This is a genomic window from Amycolatopsis sp. 505, assembly GCF_031625235.1.
GTDB lineage: Bacteria > Actinomycetota > Actinomycetes > Mycobacteriales > Pseudonocardiaceae > Amycolatopsis.
This window is the reverse complement of record NZ_JACKQP010000001.1, coordinates 421,595-435,571: the sequence shown is the minus strand read 5'-3', so window position 1 is coordinate 435,571 and position 13,977 is coordinate 421,595. Positions and strand designations below refer to the sequence as shown.

The window sequence follows — 13,977 nt, the reverse complement described above, 5'->3', positions numbered from 1 at the left end:
GATCATCCGGTTTTCGGTGCCAGCCCCAGCAGTTCCGGGTGCACGGCCAGCTCCCGCCAGTACGAGCCGGGGTCGGCCAGCAGGCGCCGGCGGTCGAGGTCGAGCAGGCCGGACACGCTCGCGACTTCGGCGACGAGCGTGCCGTCCGGCGCGTGGAACTCCTGGGCCACCCGGGAGGTTTTCCCGTTGCCCCACCGGAATTCGCAGCTGACGTCGACTTCGCCGTTCGGCGGCAGCTCACGGTGGAACCGCACGGTCGTCTCCAGGTTGACCGGCCCGATCCGGCGCGCGGTCAGCCCGGCCGGGTCGATGCCGGCGGCCTGGAGGCACGCCCAGCGCGCGTGGTCGGCGTAGGCGAGGTAGGCCGGGCCGCGGACGTGGCCGTTGACGTCGATGTCGTCACAGCGCACCGGGATCGTGACGTGGAAGGTCATGCCCGCGATCGTGGCCCGGCGCCGCGGCCGCCGTCTGGAACTTTTCGGCCACCCGCACCAGGGCGGCGGGCGAAGAGCCGGAGAGCCGCCGGCACTCGCGGCCGAGGTGGGACTGGTCGGCGTACCCGAGGTCGGCGGCGACCCGGGCCAGCGACGTCCGGTGTGCGGCGAGCGCGTCGAGCCGGCGCAGGAACCCCTGGAACCGCCGGACGCGCTGCAGGTGCTTCGGCCCGGCCCCGACGGAATGGACGAAGTGCCGCCGCAGCGCGCGTTCGCTGACGCCGAGCGCGTCGGCGACCTCCGCGGTCCGGGACGTCACGCCGAGCGCGCGGACCGCGGCGAGCACCCGCCGGTCCGGCGCCGCCCTCCGCCGGGCGACGAGCCGTTCGAGAACGCCCCGCTGAATCCGCGGATCTCCTGATGCGGCAAGGATTTCCTCGGCTCGGCGGACACCCGGGCCCCAGAGGTCGCGCAAGGGGGTCGCGCCCGCGGGCAGCTCCGGCATGGCCGTGCCGAGCACGGCGGCCGCGGCCCCGCACCGCAGCCGCACGCCGACCCGCGACGACGACGCCGGAACCCACAGCCGCAGCGGAGCGCCGACGGTGACGACGACCGTGAGCGCGGCGCCGTCCCAGACGAGGTCGGCGCACCCGTCGGGTAGCACGCGCAACGGCCGCGCCCAGCCGGTGCGCCCGTGCCAGCCGCAGGCGAGGACGTCCGCGAGCGCGGAGGGCGGCGCCACTTCGCGGTACACCGACCGCGCCGCCACCGGCCGCAGCGGAACTCCCATGCGACCAGTATGCAGCGGTCAACCACTGACCTATTTCGATTCTAGGTTCGGAAACCCGAACCGAGGAGGAAACAGATGGTCAACCCCGTTCCCGAGGGCTACACGACGGTCACCCCGTGGATCATCGGCCGCGACACCGCCGGCCTGCTCGACTTCCTGAAGGCCGCCTTCGACGCCGAAGAACTCGGGCGGGTCGTGGGCGAGGACGGGAAGATCGGGCACGCCGAGGTGCGCATCGGCGACGCCGTGGTGATGGCGTTCGACTCGCCCGACGGCTGGGACCCCACCCCGGCCTTCCTGCGGCTCTACGTGCCGGACAGCGAAGAAACCCAGCGGCGCGCGATCGCGGCCGGCGCCACCGAGATCACCCGGCAGACCGTGCTGTTCTTCGGCGACCGCGTCGGCCGCGTGCGCGATCCCTTCGGCCACCTTTGGTGGATCCAGACGCGCCTGGAGGACCTCGACGAAGCCGAGCTGGCGCGGCGCGCGCAGCTGCCCGAGTACGTCGAGGCGATGAACTACGTCCAGGGTGCGAAGCCCTAGCCGCGGGTGTGGCACCCTGGGGCCGTGCTGGAGACGGGGGAGGACTACCGCGAAGCGGTGCTGTCCGGGCAGTGGTGGGAAAAGCGGCGGTTCACCGGCTGCGACTTCACCGGCGCGGACCTGAGCGGGCTGCGGACGCGCGGCTGCACGTTCGACGACTGCGTCTTCACCCGGGCCGACCTGTCGCGGTCCCGGCACGACGCGTCCGCGTTCCGCTCCTGCACCTTCGACCGGACGGTGCTCGCCGAGAGCCGCTGGACGGCGTGCTCGCTGCTGGGTTCGTCGTTCACCGAGAGCGGGCTCGCCGGGATCGCGCTCACCGAGTGCGATCTCTCCCTCGCCTCGCTGGCGAAGGCGCGGCTGCGCAAGCTCGGGCTGTCGGGCCTGCGGTTGCGGGAGGCCAACCTGATGGAAGCCGACCTCTCCGGCGCGGACCTGCGCGGCAGTGACCTGACCGGCGCCCGCCTCCACGGCGCGAAGCTCGAAGGTGCCGACCTGCGTGGCGCACGGCTCGACGCGAACGCCCTGGTCCAGGCCGACCTGAGGGGCGCGGAGGTCGACGTCGAAACGGCGATCGCCTTCGCTGCCGCGCACGGGCTCGTCGTCCGCTGAACCGGCGAAGGCCCCGGCAGTGCCGGGGCCTTCGCGGAAATTCAGTCGATCGGGGGTTCGCCCGGGTCGAGCTCGATCAGGTCGCCCTCGGCCAGCAGCTCCTCGATCGACGCCGGCAGCAGGTACGCCGACCCGCCGCCCGGCTGGTTGAACCACGGGATCGCGACGCCGGCCAGCGTCTCCAGGGGCCGCTGCACCCGGTAGACGTGGTAGGGGCGGTTGACCCACTCCGGCACCAGCGACCGCTCGGCGAACGGCGTGCCCGCCGCGTACGTCAGGTTGCCGTTCGGGCCGCCGAAGCGGTCCAGCTCGCTGCCCGCGGGCAGCTCGCGCAGCTCCTTGCCGCGGAACAGCGTCAGCGGCGGCTCGCCGGCCAGCGGGCCGATCGGCCACTGCTGCTGGCCACCGCCGCCACCGCCGTTGACGGCCGGGCGGGCCGGTTCCTCCCGGCGCGGCGGCGCGGGCGGAACGGCCGGGGCGGGCGGCGGCACCGGCAGCACACCCTGCGGCACCGGGGCCAGGACGGTCGGCGCCGACGGCGGTTCACGCCGGGGCGGCGCGGGCGGCGGGCCGGCCTGCTGCGCCACCGGCGGCGGCCCGGCCGGGACCGGCGCGGGCTGGCGCGGGGGCGCCGGCGGCTCGTCGTCCTCGAGGTCGCCGAAGAGCTCCTCGGCGCTGGTGAACGCCGTCTGCTCCTGCGGCGGCACCGGCTCGGGCTTGCGGACCGGGTACGAGCCGGTCGCGACCTCCGGCGACAGCGTCGCGACGACCCGCTGCGGCGCCGGCTCCGGTTCGGGCTCGGGTTCCGGCTCCGGCGCGGGCGGCTCCTCGGCGGGCACGTGGCCCTCCGGGTTGAGCAGGACCTTGCCGAGCATGAACGCGGCCGCGTCCTCGGCGTCGCCGAACACCGCCGGGTTGCTGAGCTTGCCGTCGTACCAGCCGACGCGCCAGCCGTCCTCGACCTCTTCGACGCTCCACCCGTGCTCGGCGGGTGCGCCCAGCTTGTAGCCGCTTTCGGGGACGTCGAGCTCGTCGAGCTTGGTCTGCAGGCCGGCGAGCACCGGGTGGTCCGGCGTCTCGCGCCGCAGCGCCCGGCGGCCCGGACGCGGCGGAGCGGGCGGCTCGGCCTGGGCCTCGGGGGCCGGCGGCTCGGGCACCGGCAGCACGCCGGGCACCTCGGGCTGGGTGATCATGGTCGGCGGACCCGGGTCGAACGCGGGCTGCTCCCGCCGCGGCGGCGGGAAGGCGGCCTCGTCCTCCGGCCGGGCCGGCGGCTGGAAAGCGTGTTCGTCTTCGTGCCGCTGCGGCTGATCGGGCGGGAACGAGTCCTCCGGCCGCGGCGGCTGGAAGGCCGCGTGCGCCGGGTCCTCGTCGTGCCGTGGCGGCTGCCCGGGCTGGAACGCGTCCTCTTCGCCGGGCTGGAACGCGTCGTCGTGACCGGGGGCTTGGAACGCGTGCTCGTCGTCGTGGTGCGGCGGCTGGCCCGGCTGGAACGCCTCGTCCTGGCCGGCGGCCTGGAAGGCGTGCTCGTCCTCGTGCCGCGGCGGCTGGAAGGCCGCGTGCGACGGCTCTTCGTCCTGGTGGGCCGGCTGGAAAGTGTGTGCCGGCTCGTCTGCCTGTCCGGTGTCGAAGGCGTGCCCGGCTTCGTCGGCCGGACCGGCGTCGAACGCCGCCTGCTCCGCCGGCGCCTCCTCGCCGTCGCGGGGTTCCTGCCCGATCGGCTGGTCGGGGACGTACTCCGCGGTCTCTTCGAGGTCGGGCACCCGGCCCGGCTCCGGCGACGAGCCGTTCGACGCCGCCGCGTGCTCGGGGTGGGCGTACTCCTCGTCCTCGGCGAAGCGGTCTTCAAACTCCTGCTCGTCGTAGCCCTCTTCGGCGTACTCGTGCTCTTCGGCCGGCGCCTCCGGCTCGGCGGCTGCGTGCGCCTCCACCGGCGCGGGCGGCTCCTGGTGCTGCTGCGGCGGCGCCACGGGCGGGGGCGCGACGGGCGGCGGCCCCGCGGGGGCCTGCTGCACGGGCGGCTGGGGCGGCGGGCCCTGCGGCGGGGGACCCTGCGGCGGCGGCCCGGCCGGGCGCTGCTGCTGGGGCGGCGGCTGGTGACCCCGGGTCAGGTACGCGGCCGCGCCCTGCAGCGTCGGCTCGTCGACCGGCGGCAGCGTGAACCCGACCGAGCGGACGTGCTCGACGAGGTCCGGTTCGGGCGAAACGCCGTACTTGTGCAGGTAGAAGTTGACGGCGGCGGGCCAGATCCACTGGCCGTCGCTGTGGAAGGCGACCGGGACGGTCGCTTCCGGCGTCGCGGCCAGGCGGTCGATGTCGTAGCCGCGCTCGGGCACCACCAGCGGGGCGCGCTCCAGGTACTCCAGCAGGCGGTCCTGCTCGTCGACCTCGAGGTCGGGCCGGTTGATCACCGGGCGGCCGGCCGGGCCGACGGTGTCGAAGATCCGGGCGATCCGGAAGTGCGGCCCCGGCTGCTCCGGGCCGAGCCCGGACATCCGCCGGATCAGCCATTCGGGGACGTTCTCCTCGGTGCGCGGGAACATCCGCAGCTCGTCGGAGTAGGCCTGGGGCGGCGGCGCGAGGTTCCACACGGGTTCGTCGCGGTTGTACTCGAGGTTGTAGCTGGACGGGTGGTCCAGCTGGTAGCGCGCGTTGAACCATGTTCCACGGCCGTCGCGGTACATGCCGCCGCGGAGCCTGCCGAACAGGGTCGCGATGTCGTGGGTGGCGAGCCATTCGTGCACCGTGCCGTCCTCGGTCACGATCTCGCCGGTCAGCTCGTGGTACCTGCCGACGGCTCGGTACTCCGCGGTGACCTTGCGCCAGTCGCGCGGGGCGGCACGGAGCAGGGCAAGTCCGATCTGCTTGACCAGGGTGTCCTGCTCGGTCGCGTTCAGCTGCGTCGTCGGTTGTGCCACCCGCACATTTTGACTGCTCGCGCGCGCGAGTGCACCCCGCATGTGGGTTTTGCCGCCCGGTCACCCGGTGGCACCGGGCCTGACCTCGGGTGATGCGACGTGCGGTAGGTCACAGCTTGATCGCGGGCACCGTCGCGATTGGACCGTGTGGGGTAGCGATCAGTCTACGGGCTGCGACCAGCCGCGCCTGGAAGCGACGCGCGGGGGTCGCTTTGCCAGAATGGGGCGCGTGACGGCGAAGATTCTCGACGGCAAGGCCACCAAGAACGCCATTTTCGCGGAGCTCGAGCCCCGCGTCGCGGCCCTCGCCGCGAAGGGGGTGACGCCCGGTCTCGGCACTGTCCTGGTCGGCGACGACCCGGGGTCGCACTCGTACGTGCGGATGAAGCACGCCGACAGCGGCAAGATCGGGGTCAACTCGATCCGCCGGGACCTGCCGGCCGACATCACCCAGGAGAAGCTCGAAGCCGTCATCGACGAGCTGAACGCCGACCCGGCCTGCCACGGCTACATCGTGCAGCTGCCGTTGCCGAAGCACCTGGACGCGAACCGCGTGCTGGAGCGCATCGACCCGGAGAAGGACGCCGACGGCCTCGCGCCGGTCAGCCTCGGCCGGCTCGTGCTGGGCCAGCAGGGCGCGCTGCCGTGCACGCCGTACGGGATCATCGAGCTGCTCAAGCGCCACGGCGTCGAGCTGAACGGCGCGCGCGTCACCGTGGTCGGCCGCGGCATCACCGTCGGCCGCACGCTCGGCCTGCTGCTGACCCGCCGCAGCGAGAACGCCACCGTGACGCTGTGCCACACCGGCACCCGCGACCTCGCCGCCGAGGTCCGCCGCGCCGACGTCGTGGTGGCCGCGGCGGGCGTGCCGGGGATCATCACGCCGGACATGGTGGCGCCGGGCGCCGCCGTGCTCGACGTCGGCGTGTCCCATGTGGACGGCAAGCTCACCGGCGACGTCCACCCGGGAGTCGCCGAGGTCGCCGGCTGGATCTCGCCGAACCCGGGCGGGGTCGGCCCGATGACCCGGGCGATGCTGGTCAGCAACGTCGTCGAAGCGGCGGAACGCTCGGTCCAGGGCCGATGACGATGACCGAGGAGCGGCGGGAGGTGTCCGGTCACCGGCCCTCCCGCTTCAGCCAGCTGCCGTTCGCGGCGGTGCTGCTGGTGGTGGCCGTCGCGGCGCTGCGGATCTTCCAGTACCACTGGCGGGAGGGCGCGGCGCTGATCGGCGCCGCGCTCCTCCTCGCCGCGGTGTTGCGGGCGGTCCTGCCGGCGGCCCGGGCGGGCCTGCTGGCCATCCGCGGCAAGCTCGTGGACGTGGTGACGTTCACGGCCCTGGCGGCGGCGGTGCTGTACGTCGCCCTGACGATCACCGGCGGCCCGCTCGGATCTTCTTAGGACGCCAGGGCGAGTTCCCGTCGTTCGGCGCGGGCTTCGCGGCGGTCCAAAGTGCCCGAGACGACGGCCAGCGTCAGTCCGAACACCGCGAGCAGCGCGCCGACCCAGTTCGGGGCGACCAGGCCGAGCCCGCCCGCGATGACCAGCCCGCCGAGGTAGGCCCCGATCGAGTTGGCGATGTTGAACGCGGACTGGACGGCGGCCGACACCAGGGACGGTGTGCCGCCCGCCTTCTCCATGATCCGCGCCTGCATCATCGGGCCGATCATGAACCCGGCCACGCCGACGAAGAAGATCGTGATCGCCGCGCCGATCTTGCCCTGCGCGGTGATCGTGAAGATGCCCAGCACCGACGCCAGCGCCAGCAGCGCGATGTACAGGCTCGGCATCAGCGCGCGGTCGGCCAGGCGGCCGCCGAGCAGGTTGCCGATCGTCATGCCGACGCCCGCCAGGGACAGCAGCAGGGTGACGTTCGACGGCGAGTAGCCGGCGACGTCGGTCAGCATCGGCGTGATGTAGGACAGGCACGCGAACACGCCGCCGAGGCCGAACGTGACGATCGCCAGCGCCAGGTGCACCTGCGGCCGCTTGAACGCGCCCAGCTCGTTGCGCAGCGACGCCTCGGCGGCGGGCTTGCCCTGGTGCGGGACGAGCTTCGCGATGGCCGCGATGGCGACCAGGCCGATCACGGCGACGACGCCGAAGGTGGCGCGCCAGCCGACCTGCTGGCCGAGCAGCGTGCCCAGCGGCACGCCGATGACGTTCGCCAGGGTCAGGCCCAGGAACATCAGCGACACGGCCTTGGCGCGCTCGCCCGGGCCGACGAGGCTGGAGGCGACGACCGCACCGGCGCCGAAGAACGCGCCGTGGGGCAGGCCGGCGAGGAACCGGAACGCGACGCCGAACTCCTGGTTCGGCGAGAGCGCGAAGAGGGCGTTGCCCAGCGTGAACAGGCCCATCATGGCCAGCAGCATGGTCTTGCGCGGCAGCCGGACGGCGACCGCGGTGAGCAGGGGGGCGCCGACGACGACGCCGAGGGCGTAAGCGGAGATGAGGTGGCCGGCAGCCGGGATGTCGACGCCGAAGTCGGCGGCCGCCTGGGGCAGCACGCCCATCATGACGAACTCGGTGGTCCCGATGCCGAAAGCTCCGATGGCGAGCGCGAGCAGCGCGACGGGCACGGCACTCCTTCCAAGGTGGGTAAACGATTACTCAGCCGATCTCTGGATCGGTTCAGTACGGGGGCATAAAGAAAGACAGCCGATCGGCCCCAGCGCCGTGAGCTGCCTTCGCCCAGTCCAACAAGCGAGGGGGCCCGTTGTCATCCCGATATCGGGTGACGATCCACACCGTAACGCCGTGATCAGCGCTGAGCGGCCAGGACGCCGTTCAACAGGCCGGGGAACAGGGCGTCGAGATCGTTGCGGCGCAACGAGTTGAACCGAGTGGTGCCTTCCTGGCGGCCGGCCACGACCCCGGCCTGGCGCAGGATGCTCAGGTGGTGGGTGATTGTGGACTTCGTCACCGGCACGGTCAGCGCCCCGCACGCCACTTCGTGCTCGGTGGCCGCCAGCTGCCGGACGATGGCCAGCCGCACCGGGTCGGCCAGGGCGCGCAACACCCCTTCGACGGTGATCTCCTCCCGGGCCGGGTGGGCGATCGGGGGCAGGGTGTCGGTCTTGGCCATGGGGCCATTGTACGACGCCGGTCGAAATTCGGGGGCGAGTCGTAGTACGGTGACTGTCGAACTACGACGTTCATCGAACTTATCCCTGCTTCGCTTGGGGGCCCAGCCCATGTCCGCACCTGCCCAGCCGAGGATTTCGGTCCTCGCCTTCGGCGCCTTCGGCGTCGGGACCAGCGGTTACATCGTCGCCGGGCTGCTGCCCGCGCTGACCGGCGAGCTGCACGTCTCGGCCACGGCCGCGGCGCAGCTCGTGACCGCTTTCGCCATCGCGTACGCAGTCGGCTCGCCGCTGTTCGCCGCGGCCACCGGCACCTGGGAACGCCGGACGCTGCTGGTCGCCGCGCTCGTCGTCACCGGCGCCGGCAACCTGTTCGCCGCGCTCGCGCCCGGCTACGGCTCGCTGCTGGTCGCCCGGGTGGTGACCGCGGTCGGCGCCGCGGTGTTCACCCCGGCGGCGAGCGCGGTGGCGGCCGAGCTGACCGCGCCGGAACGCCGGGGCCGCGCCGTCGCGCTCGTGTTCGGCGGCCTGACCGTCGCGCTCATCTTCGGCGTCCCGCTCGGCAGCCTCATTTCCCAGCACCTCGGCTACCGGACGGCGTTCGCGCTGGTCGCCGCGTTTTCGCTGGTCAGCGCGCTGGCCGTGCGCCTCGCGCTGCCCACGGTCGCCGCGCCGCCGCGGGTGGGCCTGGCCGAGCGGTTCGCCGCCGGCCGCGACCCGCGCGTGCTCGTCATGCTGGCCACGACGGTGCTCGCCTGCCTCGCCGCGTTCATGGTCTACACGTTCGTGTCACCGCTGCTGGCCGCCACGGCGGGCGTGCACGGCACGACGGTGACGGTGCTGCTGTTCTGCTACGGCGTCGGCGGCGCGATCGGCAACTTCGCGGGCGGCCGGGCGGTCGACCGCTGGGGCTCGCGGGCGCCGCTGCTCGTGGTCACCGTGGCCATCACCGCGGTGATGGCGTTGCTGCCGCTGACGACGGTGACCCCGGTCGCGGCCGGCATCTCGCTGTTCGTCTGGGGGCTGGCGACGTGGTCGTTCAACCCGCCGGTGCAGCACCGCCTGATCGAGCTGTCGCCGGGCCACGCCGGGCTGGTGCTCTCGCTCAACGCGTCCGCGATCTACCTCGGCGTCGGCCTGTCCGGCGTGGTCGGCGGCGCGGTGCTGTCGAGCGGCGGCCCGCGGTTGCTGCCCGAGGTCGCGGCCGCGCTGACCCTCGTCGCCCTGCTGCTGGTGGGCTCGGCGTGGGGGCGGGTCCGCGAGCCTCGGGAACCGGTCGCCGTCTAATCGGCGTGCGCCTGGACCTCGCAGTCGGGGCCGGGGTACACGAGCCCTTCGTGCCCGTCGGCGAACCGCACCAGAGATAGGGCGGTGCGCCGTCGGGGCCCCGGACTTCGAGGATCTCGCCGCGCTGCTCGGCCGCTCCGACGGTCCGGCCGTGCACCTGGATTTCGTCGCCTACTCCTGCGTGCATGGGCTTCACCTCCGGGTCCAGGGTAGGAGCGGAAATCCGTCCCGTGGACCCCGCGAACGGGTTAGAATCCCCGGCATGATCAGCGAATCCGGAGGCGCCGCGCCTCGGCGCCGGTGAGCCCTTCGGTCCGGGTCCGCACGCCCCGAGAGCTGCGGAAGTCCCGGCGGAGCAAGGCACATTCCTGTTGGGGGCACCTGGTGGCCGCCCCGCTGTGGCCGTTGCACGGCGCGAACCTCGGCACGCTCCTGCGCACCTGCGACGCCGTCGGCGCGTGCCTCGCCGTGCCGCGGTTCCCGTGGGTGCCCGAAGCGTTGCGGAGGGGGAACACGTTGCGGCGTCCGGCCTGCGTGCACTGGGTGCACGACCCACCGGCCTGGCTGGCCCGCGAACGCGCGGCGGGCACGAAGGTGGTCGGCGTCGAGCTGGCCGAGGAAGCCGTCCGGCTGGCCGACCTGCCCGCCGCCCGCGGCCGCACGATCGCCGTGCTCGGCCACGAGCAGACCGGGATCCCGCCGGAGGCGCTCGACCTGCTCGACAGCGCTTTCGGGGGTCCGGGTGGCGAAGCCCCCGGCCCGGGGCGGAGCCCCGGTTGTCACAGCGTCGTGGAGATCCCGATGGTCGGCACCGGTGCCAGCCTGAACGTCGCGGTGGCCGGGAGTCTCGTGCTCTACAAGCTGGCGGGCCTGCTGTGACGAGTCTGAAGTGGACGGTCGCGGAGAACGCTGCCTGGTGCGATCTGGTGTGCGGCGGGGAGTTCGGCCCGCGGGCGTGGACTTCGCCGTCCCGCACACCGGAGTACTACCCGGACGCGGTGACGCTGACCCCGGACGCCACCGCCGCCGACATCCTCCCGTTCGTCGACGCCTCGGCGGGGTGTTCGGTCAAGGACAGCTTCGCGACCTTGGCGTTGCCGGGGTTCTCGGTGCTGTTCGAAGCCACGTGGATCGCGTGCGGGCCGGGCGTCCCCGAGCCGGGCTGGCGGCGGGTGACCGAGCACGGCTTCCCGGTCGACGCCTCGGTGGCGGTGCTGTCCCGCGGCCCGGCGCTGGTCGTCGCCCACCGCGGCGAGGAGGTGGTGGGGCTGTCCAACTTCGCGGGCCCGGCCTCGGCGTGGCCCGGCGCGGTGGCAGCGGTGGCGGCCGCGTTCCCGGGCCTCCCGGTGGTCGGCTACGAACACGGCGACGCGCTGCGGATCGCGCTGGACCACGGCGCTTCGGCGCTCGGACCCCTGCGCGTCTGGGTGCGTTAGCCGGCCTGCGCGGCGGCCTTGGCGGCCTTCTTGAACGCGCGCACCTCGGCGAGGGTTTCGGCGCTCGTGACGTCGGCGATCGACCGGCGCGAACCCCGGTCGCCGTACGCGCCGGCCGCCTCGCGCCAGCCCTTCGGCTGGATGCCGCGCTGCTTTCCCAGCAGGGCCAGGAAGATCTTGGCCTTCTGCTCCCCGAACCCGGGCAGGGCCTTGAGCCGCTTGAGGACCTCGGGGCCGTCCGGCTTCGGGCGGCCGTCGAGCCAGAGCCCCTCGGTGCGGCCGTCGTACTTCTCGATGATGTGCTGGGCGAGCGCGTGGACGCGGCGGGCCATCGAACCGCCGTACCGGTGGATGGCCGGCGGCACCACACAGAGCTCGACGAACTCCTCGAGGTCGGTCGCGGCGATCTTCGCCAGGGAGAACCCGTCCATCCGGATGGCGATCTTCCGCGGGCCCATGAAGGCGTGCTCCATGGGGAACTGCTGGTCCAGCAGCATGCCGACGAGCAGGGCGAACGGGTCGTCGTTCAGCAGCTCGTCGGCCGCCGGGTCGCCGGTCAGGTGCAGTTCGCGCAGCATGCCGTCATCTTGACACAACGACCCGTCTTCCTACGTGCTCTCCCGCTCCGGTAGGTGCGCAACGACCAGCGCGACCGTCGCGATGAGGAAGTTCTGCAGCGCCGGCTGCAGCCCGTTCCACTTGTCCGACTGCCACATCTGGAACCACTCGCCGCCGATGGCGAGGAAGCCGACGCCGAACAGCAGCACCCACATCACCCAGCCGAGTGTGGACAGGCGCCGGGCCGAGGCACTCCCGCGCAGCCACGCCACGAACGCCGCGATCAGGACCAGGGCCGTCAGCGTCTCCCACGCGATGATCACCACGTACGCCGCGTTTTGCAGGCCGGTGCCGGTGATCGCGCGCCACATCGTGTCCGGTGAGCGGAACGTCGTGTCCATGGCGAGGACGTGCTGGACGAAGGCCTGGTTCGTGCCGAAGTCGGTGATGTTGCCGAACGCGATGAGCGCCATCTGGAGCGCGGTCATGCCGGTGAGGACGACGACCGCGAACCGCAGGCCGCCGAACCTGGCGAGGAACCCCATGTCCGGATCGTAACGACGTCGTCACCGGGTTTTCGCGTAGTGCGACGGCGTCGTGCCCAGGTACCGCTTGAAGTGCCGGGTCAGGTGGGCCTGGTCGGTGAACCCGGCCGCCGTCGCGACTTCCGCGGCCGGGGTGCCGTCGAGCAGCAGGCGGCGGGCCCGGTCCACCCGGCGGCCGGTCAGGTACCGGTGCGGCGGCAGGCCGAACCGCGCCCCGAAGCAGCGGACGAGGTACGCCGGGTGCGCTCCGAGCGTCTCGCCCGCTTCGGCCAGCGTCAGCGCTTCCGGCAGGCGCGCGTCCAGGAGATCCCGGAGGTCGTCGGCCAGGCCGCGCTTCGGCTCGTGCGACGCCGGCTTGCCCAGGTGGGTGCGCAGGCGGTCGGCGACCAGCACCAGCCGGCTCTCGGCCTCCAGCGCGTCGCCTGGCTCGGCGAGGGACTCGTGGAGCTGGTGGATGCGGGTGCGCAGGAGGCCGTCGGCGAGGCTCGGCCGGTCGACCGCCGCGCCGATCAGGTCTTCGCCGAGCACCGGCGTGTCCAGGTAGAGCACGCGCTTGCGGAAGCCGTGGCTGGTCGCGGCGCGGCCGTCGTGGGCGACGTTCGGCGGCAGCAGCGTCACCGCCGGGCCGAGCGCGCCGTGGTGGTGGCGGTCGAGGTCGTAGCGGATGACGCCGTCGTCGACGATCAGCAGCGTCCACGTGTCGTGCGTGTGCAGGGGGTAGGCGTGCGTGGTGAAGCGCGCGTGGAAGACCTCGGCGATCCCCGGGACCGCCGGCCGCCAAGCCGCGACGTCCGCCATGTCAAGAACGTACAAGACGCGGCCGTCGCGCCCGGGTGATCGTGACCGGCATGAGTTCCTTCGACACGAAGATCGCCGTCCTGCTCCGCGACGACCTGGCGTCCTGGCAGCGGCTGAACGTCACGGCGTTCCTGGTGAGCGGCATCGCCCACGTGACGCCCGAGCTGATGGGCGAGCCGTACGCCGACGCCGACGGCACCGAGTACCTGCCGATGTTCGGCCAGCCGGTGCTGGTCTTCTCCGGGACGGCGGCCGTCCTCACGGCGGCCCACGCCCGCGCGCTGGGCCGCGGCCTCCGGTTCTCGATCTTCACCGACGAGCTGTTCCACACGGGCAACGACGCCGACAACCGCGCGGCGGTCCGCGAGGTGCCGGGGGAGAAGCTGGCGCTGGCCGGGCTGGCGGTGCACGGGCCGAAGAACGCCGTCGACAAGATCCTCAAGGGCGCGTCGCTGCACCGTTGAGTAAAACCCCCTGTCCCCCGGGAGGGTGAGCTGCCAGGCGGCCGGACTGGGCTCGGCCCTCGTGCCAGTCGCCTCGGCGGACCCCCTGCAGACGGTCGACTACACCTCGGAGCAGGGCGCCTGGCCGCTGGAGGGCAGCGCCCACTACGTGGCTCCGGGCGACGAGATCGCCGTGTGGGAGTACAACGGCGTCCTGAAGGTCGATGTCCAGTCGGGGCTGAAGGACCTGCGTGTCGAGCTGAGTGCGCCGACGGGGGAGACCCTGCACACCGGCACGTACACCGGCGCGCGGTTCCGCTGGCAGAGCGACCAGGAGCTGACCACACCGGGCATCTTCGTCTACACCCACGGCAACGTCTGCAGCGAGGCGTACGCCGACTTCACGATCGACCGGCTCGACCTGGACGCGAACGGCTGGGCGACCGACGTCGACCTGACGTTCGTCCAGCACTGCGGCAGCCCGGACGCCCCGGCCACCCGCGGTGAGGTCCACTTCCACGCCTGAG

Annotated in this window: 17 protein-coding genes and 1 pseudogene; 9 read left to right on the top strand and 9 right to left on the bottom strand. The window is 73.1% G+C overall.

Going from position 1 to position 13,977, the window contains the following annotated elements; all coding sequences use genetic code 11:
- Positions 1 to 2 precede the first annotated feature (2 nt).
- Both H5965_RS02200 and H5965_RS02195 read right to left on the bottom strand, forming a co-directional pair.
- Positions 3 to 434 (bottom strand): acyl-CoA thioesterase, encoded by a 432-nt coding sequence (locus tag H5965_RS02200; RefSeq protein ID WP_310967515.1) that lies wholly within the window; start codon positions 432 to 434, stop codon positions 3 to 5.
- Positions 400 to 1,224 carry a helix-turn-helix domain-containing protein gene (locus tag H5965_RS02195; RefSeq protein ID WP_310967514.1) on the bottom strand — a complete coding sequence of 275 codons (825 nt, stop codon included), beginning with the start codon at positions 1,222 to 1,224 and terminating at the stop codon, positions 400 to 402. Before H5965_RS02195 ends, H5965_RS02200 begins: the two co-directional genes overlap by 35 nt.
- A gap of 75 nt (positions 1,225 to 1,299) precedes the next feature.
- On the opposite strand from H5965_RS02195, the gene H5965_RS02190 reads away from it, so the two are divergent.
- Entirely contained in the window at positions 1,300 to 1,767 is a 468-nt protein-coding gene (locus tag H5965_RS02190; RefSeq protein WP_310967513.1) for a VOC family protein, read from the top strand.
- A gap of 24 nt (positions 1,768 to 1,791) precedes the next feature.
- Positions 1,792 to 2,379: a pentapeptide repeat-containing protein gene (locus H5965_RS02185; RefSeq protein ID WP_310967512.1), complete on the top strand. Its 588-nt coding sequence runs from the start codon at positions 1,792 to 1,794 to the stop codon at positions 2,377 to 2,379.
- 41 nt (positions 2,380 to 2,420) lie between these two features.
- Here H5965_RS02185 and H5965_RS02180 read toward each other — a convergent pair whose 3' ends face one another.
- On the bottom strand, positions 2,421 to 5,303 hold the full coding sequence (locus H5965_RS02180; protein WP_310967511.1) for a glycohydrolase toxin TNT-related protein: 2,883 nt from the start codon (positions 5,301 to 5,303) through the stop codon (positions 2,421 to 2,423).
- A gap of 223 nt (positions 5,304 to 5,526) precedes the next feature.
- On the opposite strand from H5965_RS02180, the gene H5965_RS02175 reads away from it, so the two are divergent.
- The gene (locus H5965_RS02175) at positions 5,527 to 6,384 is read left to right on the top strand and encodes a bifunctional methylenetetrahydrofolate dehydrogenase/methenyltetrahydrofolate cyclohydrolase (RefSeq protein ID WP_310967510.1); all 858 of its coding nucleotides are present in this window, start codon (positions 5,527 to 5,529) and stop codon (positions 6,382 to 6,384) included.
- A complete protein-coding gene (locus H5965_RS02170; RefSeq protein WP_310967508.1) occupies positions 6,381 to 6,698 on the top strand; it encodes a DUF3017 domain-containing protein in 318 nt (105 codons plus the stop codon). Before H5965_RS02175 ends, H5965_RS02170 begins: the two co-directional genes overlap by 4 nt.
- Here H5965_RS02170 and H5965_RS02165 read toward each other — a convergent pair.
- Together H5965_RS02165 and H5965_RS02160 are read right to left on the bottom strand one after the other, a co-directional pair.
- Entirely contained in the window at positions 6,695 to 7,879 is a 1,185-nt protein-coding gene (locus H5965_RS02165) for an MFS transporter (protein ID WP_310967506.1), read from the bottom strand. The genes H5965_RS02170 and H5965_RS02165 overlap by 4 nt on opposite strands.
- A 182-nt stretch (positions 7,880 to 8,061) precedes the next feature.
- Positions 8,062 to 8,385 carry a metalloregulator ArsR/SmtB family transcription factor gene (locus tag H5965_RS02160; protein ID WP_310967505.1) on the bottom strand — a complete coding sequence of 108 codons (324 nt, stop codon included), beginning with the start codon at positions 8,383 to 8,385 and terminating at the stop codon, positions 8,062 to 8,064.
- 109 nt (positions 8,386 to 8,494) lie between these two features.
- On the opposite strand from H5965_RS02160, the gene H5965_RS02155 reads away from it, so the two are divergent.
- Positions 8,495 to 9,670 carry an MFS transporter gene (locus H5965_RS02155; protein ID WP_310967503.1) on the top strand — a complete coding sequence of 392 codons (1,176 nt, stop codon included), beginning with the start codon at positions 8,495 to 8,497 and terminating at the stop codon, positions 9,668 to 9,670.
- Here the strand turns inward: H5965_RS02155 and H5965_RS02150 are convergent.
- Positions 9,667 to 9,857: pseudogene (locus H5965_RS02150) on the bottom strand (DUF1918 domain-containing protein). The gene H5965_RS02155 and the pseudogene H5965_RS02150 sit on opposite strands and share 4 nt — an antisense overlap.
- Before the next feature lie 197 nt (positions 9,858 to 10,054).
- On the opposite strand from H5965_RS02150, the gene H5965_RS02145 reads away from it, so the two are divergent.
- Both H5965_RS02145 and H5965_RS02140 read left to right on the top strand, forming a co-directional pair.
- Positions 10,055 to 10,549, top strand: coding sequence for a TrmH family RNA methyltransferase (locus H5965_RS02145; protein WP_310967501.1), 495 nt, complete (start codon positions 10,055 to 10,057; stop codon positions 10,547 to 10,549).
- The gene (locus H5965_RS02140; RefSeq protein ID WP_310967499.1) at positions 10,546 to 11,106 is read left to right on the top strand and encodes a hypothetical protein; all 561 of its coding nucleotides are present in this window, start codon (positions 10,546 to 10,548) and stop codon (positions 11,104 to 11,106) included. The genes H5965_RS02145 and H5965_RS02140 overlap by 4 nt, the downstream gene beginning before the upstream one ends.
- Here H5965_RS02140 and H5965_RS02135 read toward each other — a convergent pair.
- Genes H5965_RS02135 through H5965_RS02125 form a run of 3 tightly spaced genes read right to left on the bottom strand, consistent with a single transcriptional unit; the run spans position 11,103 to position 13,007 of the window.
- Positions 11,103 to 11,684 (bottom strand): HhH-GPD-type base excision DNA repair protein, encoded by a 582-nt coding sequence (locus H5965_RS02135; protein ID WP_310967498.1) that lies wholly within the window; start codon positions 11,682 to 11,684, stop codon positions 11,103 to 11,105. The genes H5965_RS02140 and H5965_RS02135 overlap by 4 nt on opposite strands.
- A 30-nt stretch (positions 11,685 to 11,714) precedes the next feature.
- The gene (locus tag H5965_RS02130; protein WP_310967496.1) at positions 11,715 to 12,209 is read right to left on the bottom strand and encodes a DUF2165 domain-containing protein; all 495 of its coding nucleotides are present in this window, start codon (positions 12,207 to 12,209) and stop codon (positions 11,715 to 11,717) included.
- A 21-nt stretch (positions 12,210 to 12,230) separates the two neighbouring features.
- Positions 12,231 to 13,007, bottom strand: coding sequence for an AraC family transcriptional regulator (locus tag H5965_RS02125; RefSeq protein ID WP_310967494.1), 777 nt, complete (start codon positions 13,005 to 13,007; stop codon positions 12,231 to 12,233).
- Between the two features lie 50 nt (positions 13,008 to 13,057).
- Between H5965_RS02125 and H5965_RS02120 the strand changes: the two genes are divergently transcribed.
- Together H5965_RS02120 and H5965_RS02115 are read left to right on the top strand one after the other, a co-directional pair.
- A complete protein-coding gene (locus H5965_RS02120; protein ID WP_310967492.1) occupies positions 13,058 to 13,471 on the top strand; it encodes a DUF2000 domain-containing protein in 414 nt (137 codons plus the stop codon).
- 61 nt (positions 13,472 to 13,532) lie between these two features.
- A complete protein-coding gene (locus H5965_RS02115) occupies positions 13,533 to 13,976 on the top strand; it encodes a hypothetical protein (protein WP_310967491.1) in 444 nt (147 codons plus the stop codon).
- Position 13,977 lies beyond the last annotated feature (1 nt).